This window comes from Clostridium sp. OM05-9, assembly GCF_003481465.1.
Taxonomy (GTDB): Bacteria; Bacillota; Clostridia; order Lachnospirales; family Lachnospiraceae; genus Coprococcus; species Coprococcus ammoniilyticus.
Genome location: NZ_QULF01000003.1, coordinates 357,439 through 370,203, shown reverse-complemented (window position 1 = coordinate 370,203; position 12,765 = coordinate 357,439). Strand labels below are relative to the sequence as shown.

The 12,765-nt window shown below is 42.2% G+C and carries 12 protein-coding genes and 1 tRNA gene; 4 read left to right on the top strand and 9 right to left on the bottom strand.

Annotation, left to right across the window (positions count from 1 at the left end; all coding sequences use genetic code 11):
* Nucleotides 1-126 precede the first annotated feature (126 nt).
* Entirely contained in the window at nucleotides 127-1,743 is a 1,617-nt protein-coding gene (locus DXB77_RS07140) for a CTP synthase (RefSeq protein ID WP_117785327.1), read from the top strand.
* Between the two features lie 487 nt (nucleotides 1,744-2,230).
* Here DXB77_RS07140 and DXB77_RS07135 read toward each other — a convergent pair whose 3' ends face one another.
* The 3 genes from DXB77_RS07135 to DXB77_RS07125 all read right to left on the bottom strand — a co-directional run bounded on the left by DXB77_RS07135 (nucleotide 2,231) and on the right by DXB77_RS07125 (nucleotide 4,812).
* Nucleotides 2,231-4,102, bottom strand: a complete 1,872-nt coding sequence (locus DXB77_RS07135; RefSeq protein WP_118662895.1) for a heavy metal translocating P-type ATPase — start codon at nucleotides 4,100-4,102, stop codon at nucleotides 2,231-2,233.
* 104 nt (nucleotides 4,103-4,206) lie between these two features.
* On the bottom strand, nucleotides 4,207-4,425 hold the full coding sequence (locus tag DXB77_RS07130; RefSeq protein WP_021943627.1) for a heavy-metal-associated domain-containing protein: 219 nt from the start codon (nucleotides 4,423-4,425) through the stop codon (nucleotides 4,207-4,209).
* Between the two features lie 24 nt (nucleotides 4,426-4,449).
* Nucleotides 4,450-4,812 carry a metalloregulator ArsR/SmtB family transcription factor gene (locus tag DXB77_RS07125; protein ID WP_021943626.1) on the bottom strand — a complete coding sequence of 121 codons (363 nt, stop codon included), beginning with the start codon at nucleotides 4,810-4,812 and terminating at the stop codon, nucleotides 4,450-4,452.
* A 302-nt stretch (nucleotides 4,813-5,114) separates the two neighbouring features.
* Between DXB77_RS07125 and DXB77_RS07120 the strand changes: the two genes are divergently transcribed.
* Nucleotides 5,115-5,315, top strand: a complete 201-nt coding sequence (locus DXB77_RS07120; RefSeq protein WP_008401155.1) for a DUF378 domain-containing protein — start codon at nucleotides 5,115-5,117, stop codon at nucleotides 5,313-5,315.
* A gap of 630 nt (nucleotides 5,316-5,945) precedes the next feature.
* Here the strand turns inward: DXB77_RS07120 and DXB77_RS07110 are convergent.
* The 5 genes from DXB77_RS07110 to DXB77_RS07090 all read right to left on the bottom strand — a co-directional run bounded on the left by DXB77_RS07110 (nucleotide 5,946) and on the right by DXB77_RS07090 (nucleotide 10,129).
* On the bottom strand, nucleotides 5,946-6,887 hold the full coding sequence (locus DXB77_RS07110) for a type II CAAX endopeptidase family protein (RefSeq protein WP_182439443.1): 942 nt from the start codon (nucleotides 6,885-6,887) through the stop codon (nucleotides 5,946-5,948).
* Between the two features lie 69 nt (nucleotides 6,888-6,956).
* On the bottom strand, nucleotides 6,957-7,337 hold the full coding sequence (locus DXB77_RS07105; RefSeq protein ID WP_008401150.1) for a RidA family protein: 381 nt from the start codon (nucleotides 7,335-7,337) through the stop codon (nucleotides 6,957-6,959).
* Between the two features lie 26 nt (nucleotides 7,338-7,363).
* A complete protein-coding gene (gene aroB, locus DXB77_RS07100) occupies nucleotides 7,364-8,476 on the bottom strand; it encodes a 3-dehydroquinate synthase (protein WP_118616191.1) in 1,113 nt (370 codons plus the stop codon).
* A gap of 94 nt (nucleotides 8,477-8,570) precedes the next feature.
* Complete coding sequence (locus DXB77_RS07095; protein WP_118662893.1) at nucleotides 8,571-9,404, bottom strand: S1-like domain-containing RNA-binding protein; 834 nt, start codon at nucleotides 9,402-9,404, stop codon at nucleotides 8,571-8,573.
* The gene (locus tag DXB77_RS07090; protein WP_021943622.1) at nucleotides 9,401-10,129 is read right to left on the bottom strand and encodes an acyl-ACP thioesterase domain-containing protein; all 729 of its coding nucleotides are present in this window, start codon (nucleotides 10,127-10,129) and stop codon (nucleotides 9,401-9,403) included. Before DXB77_RS07090 ends, DXB77_RS07095 begins: the two co-directional genes overlap by 4 nt.
* Before the next feature lie 214 nt (nucleotides 10,130-10,343).
* Here DXB77_RS07090 and DXB77_RS07085 point away from each other — a divergent pair.
* Nucleotides 10,344-10,416: transfer RNA gene (locus DXB77_RS07085), tRNA-Gln, on the top strand.
* Between the two features lie 383 nt (nucleotides 10,417-10,799).
* On the opposite strand, the gene DXB77_RS07080 is transcribed toward DXB77_RS07085, so the two are convergent.
* Entirely contained in the window at nucleotides 10,800-11,651 is an 852-nt protein-coding gene (locus DXB77_RS07080) for an amidohydrolase family protein (protein WP_118662892.1), read from the bottom strand.
* A gap of 283 nt (nucleotides 11,652-11,934) precedes the next feature.
* Here DXB77_RS07080 and DXB77_RS07075 point away from each other — a divergent pair, with 283 nt between their 5' ends.
* On the top strand, nucleotides 11,935-12,669 hold the full coding sequence (locus tag DXB77_RS07075) for an N-acetylmuramoyl-L-alanine amidase (RefSeq protein WP_118662891.1): 735 nt from the start codon (nucleotides 11,935-11,937) through the stop codon (nucleotides 12,667-12,669).
* Nucleotides 12,670-12,765: the final 96 nt, after the last annotated feature.

Below are 12,765 nucleotides of genomic sequence, written 5' to 3'. Positions count from 1 at the left end.
CCGGATACATCCTGTTTTTCGATACGGCTGATTGACTTTTGAAAAATGCTCTCGTATAATAATGAGTGTTTTTTTAATGAGAGCGTATGTCTATGCGTTTTTAGAATATATCAGGAGGAAATTATTATGCCTATTAAGTACGTGTTTGTCACAGGCGGTGTCGTATCCGGTCTTGGTAAAGGTATCACTGCTGCCTCCCTTGGTCGTCTGCTCAAAATGAGAGGCTACAAGGTTACCAGCCAGAAATTCGATCCATACATCAACATGGATCCGGGTACTATGAACCCGATCCAGCATGGTGAAGTATTCGTAACCGATGATGGTGCGGAGACTGATCTGGATCTTGGTCATTATGAGCGTTTTATCGATGAAAGTCTGAATAAGAATTCGAATGTTACGACCGGTAAGATCTACTGGAGTATCTTACAGAAAGAACGCCACGGCGACTTCGGCGGACACACCGTACAGGTAGTTCCACATATAACAAATGAAATCAAAGAGCGCTTCTATCGGAATCCGGATGCAAAGGATACCGAGGTTGCGATCATCGAAATTGGCGGTACAGTCGGCGATATCGAGAGCCAGCCTTTCTTAGAGGCGATCCGTCAGTTCACACATGATGTCGGACATGAGAATTGCATTATGATCCACGTTACTCTGATTCCTTATCTGAAAGCTTCCGGTGAATTAAAGACAAAGCCAACGCAGGCGAGTGTTAAGAACCTGCAGGGAATGGGTATCCAGCCGGATATTCTGGTCTGCCGTTCTGATTATCCACTGGATCAGGGCTTAAAGGATAAGATTGCATTATTCTGTAATGTACCTAGCCAGAATGTCATCCAGAATCTGGATGTTGATGTATTATATGAAGTTCCTCTCGCTATGGAGAAAGAGCATCTCGCTGATGTTGTATGCAAATGCTTACATATGGATTGTCCTGCTCCGGAACCACATGCATGGAAGGAATGGAATGATATGATCACTGCCTGGAAGAATCCGGAAAAAAAGGTTCGTGTTGCTCTCGTCGGCAAATATGTCTCACTGCATGATGCATACATTTCCGTTGTTGAATCCTTAAAGCATGCCGGTGTTGCAAACGATGCCGAGGTCGAGATCAAATGGGTAGATTCCGAACTTGTAACTCCTGAAAATGTGGAAGAAACACTGGGTGACGTCGATGGAATCCTTGTTCCGGGCGGTTTTGGTGACAGAGGTATCGAAGGCATGATCACAGCGATCCGGTATGCAAGAGAGAAAAAGGTTCCTTACCTTGGTCTGTGTCTCGGTATGCAGCTCACGATCGTTGAATTTGCAAGACATGTCCTTGGTTATGCAGATGCCCACAGCTCAGAATTCAATCCGAACTCTTTCCATCAGGTTATTCATATCATGCCGAATCAGCATGATGTAACAGACCTCGGTGGAACATTAAGACTTGGTTCTTACCCATGTGTACTCAGCAAAGATTCCAAATCCTATGAGCTCTATGGCACAGAATACATCCATGAGCGTCACAGACATAGATATGAAGTCAACAATGACTACCGTAAGGCTTTAACAGATAATGGTATGGAACTGGTTGGTCTCTCTCCTGACGGTCATATCGTTGAGATGATCGAGATTCCGGATCATCCTTGGTTCATCGGAACTCAGGCGCATCCGGAATTCAAATCCAGACCAAATAAAGCGCATCCGCTTTTCAAAGGCTTTGTTGCTGCGGCACTCGCTCACGAAGAGCAGTAGTTTATGCGAACACTTTACAACTGGTGTGTTTTCATAAATCTATGAAAAAAAGAAGATCGTCTTACCTATTATTACGCAAGTCGTTTGCACTCTATTTCAACGCAACGGTACTAAGCTCCTCGCCTTTGGCGACTCACTAAGAACCGGCGTTGAAACAGGCTTGCTTCATAATAGTAAGACGGTCTTCTCTTTTTATTCAAATTCTCAATATGAAAACACACCAGTTATAAAGTATTCGCTTTCGAATCATCTTGATTTATTCATAGATCTATAGTTTGAAACGCTCTCGTCATAAGCAACAAATTAAAAATACCATATAAAAGAAATGAGACATCTATATTTTATGTAGCAGACCTATTCGAACGCCGGTTCTTAGTGAACTGCCATAGGCAGTGAGGTTAGAACCGCTGCGTGAGAATAGAACGAAAGTGTTCTGCGTAATAAAGATATAGATGTCTCATGCTTATATGGTATTTTTATTTATACATCATGGCTTCAGTGCGCGGGTTGCGTTGATGATCGCGAGGAAGGCAACACCGACATCGGCAAATACCGCTGCCCACATATTTGCAAAACCAAGGGCACCGAGTACCATAACAATGATCTTGACAGCAAGTGCAAACACAATGTTCTGCTGCACGATACGAACCGTCTTTCTGGCAATTGCATATGCTACGGCAATCTTGCCCGGATCATCATTGATCAAAACGATGTCTGCTGCTTCAATCGCAGCATCCTGACCCATAGCTCCCATTGCGATACCGACATCGGCACGCATTAAAACAGGCGCATCATTTATTCCGTCACCGGTGAAGATCAATGTACTGTCTTCATCCTTCTCGCGGAGAAGCTGTTCTACTTTATCTACCTTATCACCCGGCATCAGTTCTGCACATACAGTATCAATGCCAAGCTCTTTTGCTACACTGTCAGCAACCTCTTTCTTATCTCCGGTCAGCATAACAACATTATCAATTCCACATTTCTTGATTGATGCGATCGCATCCTTAACGCCATCCTTGATCTCATCAGCGATCGTGATACATCCCTTATATGCACCATTTTCCGCTACGAAAAGGACTGTTCCAACCTTGGATGGCTGTTTTGCTCCTGCCATGGATATCTTTCTGGAATCCAGAAGCTTCTTATTTCCGACTAACACTTCTTTTCCATCTTTTAAGACCTTGATACCCATTCCGGAGATTTCCTCATATCCATCGAGGCGGTCGATCTGTACCGTTCCCTTATATGCAGCCTTGATTGATGCTGCGATCGGATGGTTGGAGTAATATTCGCCATATGCTGCAAGCTCCAGAAGATCATCCTCACTGATTCCATTTGCGCATGTCTCTACAACCTTGAATACACCCTTTGTCAGAGTTCCGGTCTTATCAAATACGGCAATCTTTGCTTTACCCAGAAGTTCCAGATAGTTACTTCCTTTTACAAGGATACCTGCCTTGGATGCTCCACCGATTCCACTGAAGAAACTAAGTGGAATGGAGATGACCAATGCACATGGACAGGATACTACCAGAAAGATCAGTGCACGGTGGAACCATTTACCAAATTCACCTACAAAGATCGGCGGAATGATCGCTACTGCAAGTGCAAGGAAACATACGATCGGTGTATAGTATTTTGCAAATCTGGTAATGAACTGCTCGTACTGTGCTTTTCTCGTACTTGCATTTTCCACCAGTTCCAAAATCTTCGATACGGTCGAATCGTCAAATTCCTTTGATACCTTGACACGGATCACACCGTTCTGGTTAATCACGCCACTTAACACTTCGTCACCAACAGACAGCTTTCTAGGTACGGATTCACCGGTAAGCGCTGCTGTATCTACAAATGTTTCACCTTCGATAACAGTACCATCGAGAGGAACTTTTTCACCCGGCTGCACGATGATGATATCACCGATCGCAACTGTCTCCGGTTCTACCTGAACGATCTGTCCATCTTTTTCAATATTTGCATATTCCGGCATAATGTTCATCAAATCTGTGATACTGGCTCTTGATCTGTTGACTGCATATTTCTGGAACCATTCTCCGACCTGATAGAACAGCATAACGGCTGCCGCCTCGCCAAATTCTCCGGTTCCGTATGCGCCTACAGTTGCAACTGCCATCAGGAAGTTTTCGTCAAATACATGACCCTTGCTGATATTTTTGATCGCCTTTAAAAGGACATCATATCCTGCCATCAGATATGGTACTGCGAACATCACAGCCTTTACAACTGTATCCCACACTCCATTCAAATGGATGAGCTTCTCTGCAATCTCGCATACGATAAATACCACCAGTGCAACGATGATTCGAATTAACATCTTTTTCTGCTTCTTACTCATAATCCATCACCTTTTTTCTGCTATCTGCGATAATTTTCTTATTTTATCTTCTCTTTCAGCTTATGTAAATCTGTAACGTCTTAATGTTCAGATCTGCATTATTTCTAATATTCGATCGTAGCTTCCTCATCAATGCTCTTGATGATCTTTTCTGCCTGCTTTAAGATCTCGTCTAATTTATCTTCGTCTGCGTCTAATGTAAGTTTCTGTGCCATGAAGCTGATAGATGCGCTGTTAACTCCCGGTAACTTGCTGATCTGCTCCTCCATCTTTGCTGCACAATTTGCACAATCTACATCACTTAAATTATATCTCTTCTTCATAATATTCACCTTTAACCTTTCTTATTATTCAAATATATGCTCAAGTCCCATTCGCATGATCACTGCTACATGGTCATCGGCAAGCTCATAAAACATATTCTTTCCGGCTCTGCGGTTCTTGATCAGCTTCGCCTGTTTTAATACTCTTAATTGATGAGAAATGGCAGATGCATTCATTCCAAGCTCTTCTGCGATGTCACCAACACTTTTTTCGTGATCCAGCAGTGTGTATAAGATCTGGATTCTGGTAGAATCGCCAAATACTTTAAACAACTCGGCCAGATCATACAGATTCTCTTCGTCCGGCATCATCTCATTAATCTCAGCGGTGATCTCAGCAATATCGTTCTCTTTGCATTCACATGCTTCCCTGCTGTCCGTATTCATTCTGTTCCTCCTCTCGTTGTTTTTATTGAACATTTGAATATCTGTTCATGTGTTGTTTTTAATATAACATTATGTTTGTACCCTGTCAACTGATTTTTATATTTGCTTCAAATAAATTTTTGTCGCCAGATTCATTATGTTATATTTTTTCATTTTATACCTTCATCCTGTGTATACATTTTCCCTTATAATGGCAGTATATTTTTTTCATGTTCGCACAAACTAGAGATATGGAACCATTAATTTTGCGACGCCTTGCCAAAAACTAATGTCCAAATAATTAGAAATCAGAGAGGAATGCCATGAAAGTATTTAATGTTATTTGTCTTACTCTTGTGATCGTTGGGGCGATCGTTTGGGGTATCATCGGAATCTTTAATTTTAATCTTGTAGATGCTTTATTCGGAACCGGCTCCGCCTTTTCCAGAATCATCTACACACTCGTTGGTATCGCCGGACTGTACCTGATCTCCTTCTACGGTCTGATCTGCAACGAGGACTAGCCGAACACGCAAAAAATCCCCCTTATGGTTGTGTGCCCTCTTCATATGCTGGTTCTTCCACTAACAATGACCTGCTGCGTTTTCTGTATGTTGCACATGCCTGATCCGTAAATACTCCTGTGCCAACTCGCCTTCGGCTCAGACAGGCACCCGTATTTACTGGCAATGTGCACCATACAACGAAAGCCTCGCATATGTCATATTTTAGTGGAAGAACCAGCATACAAAGAGGGATTTACTATCCACAATGGAGGATTTTTTCTGCTGTCAGTTTTATTTTTGTTGATTCTTAAGGATTCTCTGCGTTTTAATATCTGCCTGAAAAGACATTTGTGGAGTTTTCGTTATGAGATGTACATTGTCAGCGAATGCGAGTGCTTGTTTGAGTCCGAAGGACGAGTTAGCACAGGAGCATGAGCGAATCAAGTAAGCTACACTAACCTCAAACTTCGTTATCACTCGTTTTCGCTAAGTGTACTTACATGGCACGCACTAACCTCAGACTTCGCGATATCGCTCGTCTTCACTAAGTGCTCCGCACAGACATGTGCAATGAATAGAAACCGCAGCAAGTCATTTATAATAGGGTAGGTACCAGATCAGAGTCATTTGGCGGGCATTTTGCCATAGTTAAAATAAAAATTCTTCGACAACGCAGCGAATCAGGCAGTAGAGGATGACCACGATCATAAGCGGGGTAAGCAGTCGAAGCTTTTTGCCATTTTTATCGTACCGATTAAAAGATTCCGTGAATACAGCGGCGAAACTCTCCTTTCTGCCATTTATAACTGCAAGCAGATAAATAATTCCTGCTGATATTACAGTGCCAACCAGTGCCATAGGTATATATGCCCGGATCGTGCTGAGCAGCATCGTCTGTGTTACTTCTGTATTTTCTGCCTGATCTTTTAACGCCGGAATGATATTTGCAATATGCTTTATAACAACAGAAAAACCATTGATCAGAAAATGCATGATCATTGTTGGAATAATGCTTCCGGTTGCTTCTACAACAAATCCAAAGATCAGACCGATCACAACCGCATATGCCATCTGATTAAAATTCATATGCATCAGTCCAAATAAAAAACCTGACATCAATATGGCCTTTAATCTGCCGGCTTCATGAAAGCTTCCGAACATGACACCACGATACGCCAGTTCTTCTATCACACACGGCAAAAATGCCATGAAAAAAAGCGAAGTTCCAAGTGTATTATGATCAACCAATGCTGAAGCTGCATTACTGATCTCATTTCGCACAAATAACATTGAAATTGCATTTAACAATGTAATAAGTGGCTCCATAAACAGAACCAGTGGTGGAATCAGCAGGAGTGTCAACGGATGAAATCTCCGAAACCAGATGATATCCTTTACATGCTTTCTCATGATGAACAGATATAACACTGTTGGTACAAATATCAGACTCTGACTGAATAATATGTTTTGTTTTATCGTGATGCCGGAAAACAGATCTGTAAATAACGCCAACACCGTTACGACCTCGTAAACTGCGATCAATGCTGTAAACAAACATTCAGCTCCAAAAATTTTCTTTCTTGTCTCCATATACCCTCTTATAATAATGTGGCAGATATCATTCATACATCTGCCACACCATCATTTTATAATCTTTATTTATACAACTGCTACTGCTTCGATCTCAATCAGTACGTCTTTTGGAAGTCTTGCAACTTCTACACAAGAACGTGCAGGGAAATCTTTGTTGAAATATTCTTTGTAAATATCGTTGATAATTGAGAACTGGTTCATATCCTTAATAAATACTGTAGTCTTTACAACCTTATCACAGGATGAACCGGATGCCTCGATCAGATTCTTCAGATTTGAGATTGCCTGTTTTGCCTGAACTGTGATATCTCCTTCTACTAACTGATTCGTTGCAGGATCGATCGGAACCATTCCTGATGTAAATAAAAATCCGTTAGCAACGATTGCCTGTGAATATGGTCCGATTGCCTGTGGTGCTTTCTCTGTGCTGATTATCTTCTTATCCATTTTTATATCCTCCTGAAATTTAATGCCTACATCTCCATAATAATCTCTCTTGCCAGACTCTCCGGTATGGCTTTTGCGTACTGGTCACCATCAAATACCTCGATCGCGCCGATTCCATGCTGTAAAACGAAACGCAAATGTCCGTCTCTGACCTTCTTATCGGTATACAGCTTCTTAACCAGAGCGTCACGGTCAATATAATCCGGAATCTCCGTTGGAAGATCTGCCTGCTTCAACATGGCAACCATAGCTGCTTCATCCTCTGCTGTACAGTAGCCAAAATATTCTGCCATCTTCACCTCTGCAACCAGACCGATCGCAACGGCTTCTCCATGCAGCAGCTTATAATCACTGACTGTCTCGATGGCTCTTCCAACCGTATGTCCAAGGTTCAAAACCTCACGCAAACCGCTTTCCCGCTCGTCCTTCATAACGACCTGATATTTGATCTCGCAGTTCTTCTCCGCGATATGTCTGCATACCTCGTCCTTTACTGCAAGCACATCTTTGATATGCTCTGACAGATAATCGAAGAATTCCCTGTCTGCAAGGCAGGCATGCTTGATCGTCTCTGCAAGACCTGAAGATAACTGTCGCTGTGGAAGTGTCTTCCATGTTGCGATATCCAGATATACCTTCTGCGGCTGATTAAACAGTCCGATCAGATTGGTTGCAAGCGGTGTATCGACCGCTGTCTTTCCTCCCACGGATGCATCCGCGGCCGCAAGTAACGTCGTTGCATAATTGATAAATGGAATTCCTCTGCCATAGGTTCCGGCTACAAATCCTGCAAGATCTGTCACCACACCACCGCCAACGGCGATAATGCAGCAATCTCTCCGATATCCCTTTGCAAGCATGGTATCTTCTACATACTCCTTTGTCGCTCTGGTCTTGCTCAGTTCTCCTGCCGGAAAACTGATAAGATCTGCCTTGTATCCTGCTTCTTCAAGCATCTTATAAATCTTGTCCGCATACAGCTCTTTTACATTGCTGTCTGTAACTACTACAAATTTAGATATTTTTCCAACCAGACCGGCCTTCAGATCATCAATCAGCTTCTGTTCCAGCTCATATCCGATTTCAATCTCATAGCTGTCATCTACTACTTTTTTTAATTCAACCTTGAAATTACTCATATTCATCCTTTCATTTCCTGGTACTTTTCAGCCATATAACATGCACAGCTGTCTTTTTGTTTCTCCTGAACATTCCTTCTCATTTATGAATACATTATTTGATGATAATGTTCTTCTCTGTGATCCGGATCTTACCCTCTTTTAACAGATGTCCAACCGCACGCTTAAATGCATTCTTGCTGAGTCCGAACTCTTTCTCGATCACTTCTTTATCTGCCTTGTCATTAAATGGTAAGGTTCCTCCATAGCTTTCGATGATATTGTATACCATCTCGCTGTCATTGTTGATCTGTTCACGGATCGGCTTCTGTAAACTCAGATTGAGTTTGCCGTCTTCTCTGACATTTGCCACACGGGCTTCTACCGTCTCACCCACATTGATCCGGGAATGGATCTCCTTCATCGGGATCAGGGCTGAATAACGATTATCAACCGCAACAAAGGCTCCCAGATTCTGATTAAATTCAAATACCGTTCCACTTACGGAATCCCCTGCCTTATATGGGGACTGTGTCTCCAGATAGGCATATACCTTCATGCTGACGCACAAACGCTTGGAACGATCCTCATACATCCGGACCAGATACGACTGACCTTCCCTTACCTTGCTTGTCTGCTCTTTAAAAGGAAGCAGGATATCTTTTTCCAGTCCCCAGTCCATAAATGCACCGATGCCTGTCACATTGACACATTTTAATAGTGCAAGTTCTCCCATCGTTATGATCGGATGATTTGTTGTTGCGATCAGACGATCTGCGGAATCACGATAGATAAATACATCTAATTGATCTCCCATTCTTGTTCCCGCAGGTACCTGTTTCTTCGGAAGCAGGACTTCCTCGTCGTCGTATTTTTTCTCGGCAAGGTAAATGCCGAAATCTTTCTCTTTTACAACCTCTAAATGGTTCCATTCGCCAATCTTGATCATGCTGTCTGTCTCCCCGTTCTCTTTGTTTTAAATTCTACTATACATCTGGTCTGATCTTCTTCATCTGCAAATACAAACTGTATCAGATCATCTCTTTCTGCTTTCTTTATTACGATACATTCATCTTTTACAAACTGCCGCTTATACTCGCTTCTGATCTGACAGATCATGTCATCCGAATCGATATATTCCAACGCCAGCGCAATATATGCTTCATTATTCATGTGGTTATTCGAATCAATCTGATAAGGCAGAACAACCCTTCTGTCTGTCTCTTCCATGCCTTCGATCAGCCGGATCTTTCTCGGAGCATATTCCATCGGAAGCTTTTCTGCAAGAGGATATGCTGCTCCTACTTCAGGCTCAATTCTTACAGGACGAAGCGTATCAGTATCAATATAACTCCACTGGGAAGCTGCCTGTACAATATTCGCTCCATTCTCATCCCGAATAACTATATTACGATATCCCATGGAACCTTTAAAATCATATGCCCAGGTTCCAACCCTGATCTTCTCCTGTAATACCGGATACCGCTCCACATCAATCTGCCACGAGATCAGAAACCATGCCCGGTTATGGTCCTTCAGATATTCAATTCCAATTCCTGCCTGTTCTGAATCGAAGATCGCACAATCCTGAAAGTAATTTGCTATCGTTGCCGCATTTGCTTCCTGTCTTCCATGCGTTTCGCTGTATCTTACGATCGCATCAAAACTGTACATATGTATTCTCCATTTCCTATTATAATGTCATCTCCACAAGTGCTCCCATTATACAACAGCCGGGCTATTATTTCTACCTGGATTTTCTATTTCCATTGATTTTTATTCTCAAATTTTTCGTGTTCATTGCGTATAAATAACTTTTTGTAATTTTTTTAAAAAAGTGCTTGCTTTTTTCAAACTGTTGTAATATAATATCATCTGTTGACAGCAATGGGCTATCGCCAAATGGTAAGGCACTGGACTCTGACTCCAGCATTTTCAAGGTTCGAATCCTTGTAGCCCAGCTCTTAAGAACCAGATGTGATCTGGTTCTTTTTTTGTTATGGCGACGAGTCAAGTGCGGCATGCTTGCATGGCTGCATTTGACGACCGCTAATCATCGAGTCGTTAGACGAGAGGAACCTGATTGCACAAGAAAGGGAAAGGGACCGCCATCTTACAGGCAGTCCCTTGTATTTATGAATATTTTTTTGTGAAAAAAACAACGACTTAAATTTCGGATGTCTTAGGAGCTATCTTCTCTCCTTTTCTTATTGTAACAAAATTGTAACACATTTTTAATTTTTGCGCAATGTCTATTTTTACTAATTTATCGGAAATTTATTTTACTTTTATGTATGAATCCTCTAATGCTTTTAAATATATTGTATATTCCATTTTATATTTTCTATTCTGCATCCGGCAGTCCCAAAAGCTGCAATGCATTTTCTCCAAGGATCTTTTTCTTGTCTTCATCTGATAACGGAAGTGCCTGTATGTCCTTTATGGCCCGCTTCTGATCTGTCCACGGACTGTCTGTTCCAAATACGATTCGATCTGCTCCATGTGCTCTGATCAGTTTCAGGAACATCTCCTCCGATACCAGCTTCCAACGATGTTCAGCACCCGAAAGCCATGCAATCTCTCCATAGGAAAATGCTGTATCCATATATACATTTCTTCCGCACAGCTTCGCAAGTACCTCGTCCCAGAGATTCCAGCCACCCATATGTGCAAGAACGAGCCGCTCCGGCTGAACTTCATCTAATACTTCGCACACCATGTCCGGTGTACAATGTGTTACAGAGGGAAGCCCGATATCTACTCCGGCATGAACCACAACGACCAGACCAAGCTCTGTTGCGTAACTGATGATCCGTTTATAACGGATATCATTGAACATGGCATCCTGATAATCCGGATGCAGCTTAATTCCCTTTAATCCGGCAGACTTGATACCATTTAAAATCTCTTTATAGTTATCATTTCCGGGATGGATTCCGCCAAATGACCAGACACCACTACCCGTAAACTGGGCTGTTACTGTCTTTGCCACGGTATTGATCCGCTCCACCTGATGAGGTGCGGTTACAACAGGAAGGACAACAGAGATATCAACGCCGCTTTGCGCCATTGAATGCTGCAAGCCTGCAAGTGTACCATCCGATGCCGGCTTTGTCTTTGATCTACTTACTAACAGTTCAAGTGTCTTTGAAGCCATTTTATCCGGATATGTGTGGGTATGAAAATCTACGATCATCTTTTTATTCCTTTTCTTATCTTCTCCCTGCCACCCTATATTAGGGTAACACTCATATTTTCATTTGACAATATTGAAATCTTTAGAAATTTATCGGTTTCTTTTGGTTTTTTCTATATAAATTGCTGTATTATGTCACCTGTCATTCCATCTTTCTTCGTATATTGCCCATATACACAAATATTAAATCTTTTCTATCGTATTGAAAATCCGATCATTTTAGAGTATCTTAGTTGAGAATAAACTAGAAACAGAAAGGGCTGCTCCGGCAGTTTTATACATTATGGCTGGAAAAACAAAAAAGAAACTGACCGTTACACAGATGCGGTCTGTCATAAAATTCCTGATCGGTGTCAACATCGTCCTGCTCATCGCCGTTATCGTTCTGTCCGTCCTGTTGGCGGTCAGTCGGTCAAAAAGCAGCAAGGATGCCGTCTCGATCATAAAACCGGACGGAAAATACACAGTCTGTTTGGATCCAGGACATGGCGGTTCCGATATCGGTGCAACCGGAATTAATAATATTCATGAAAAAGACGGAAACCTGAAGCTTTCCTTAAAGGTTGCAAAACTATTAAAGAAAAACGGAGTAAAAGTTGTCATGACGCGTGATGATGATTCTACCGTTTCTTCCGAAGAACGTGCTGCGATTGCAAATGACTGCGACGCAGATCTCTATCTGGCACTCCACAGGAACTACGCAGCAAATCCTGAGGCCTGTGGTGTAGAAGCATGGATCTACAGCTCCGGTTCCGAAAAGAATCACGCAATCGCAGAAACCATCCTGTCCAATCTGGAAAAGGTCGGAATCTCCGATAACCGTGGTGTCCGTACCGGAACACAGTTTGACAGTGACAACGATTACATCGTTATCAAACAGACAAATATGACAAGTCTGATCATCGAGATGGGCTTTATCAGCAACGAAAAAGACGTAGAGCTCTACGATGATAACATGGACGATTACGCCGCCGCCATCGCTAACGGCATTATCGAATGGCTCAACGAATATCAATAAAACAATATGTATATAAATGCCGGTATAAACGGTCTGTCTGCTGGTACTATGAAACATCCATAGAGAAGCCGACTGATTTTCATACAATTTTGTGCT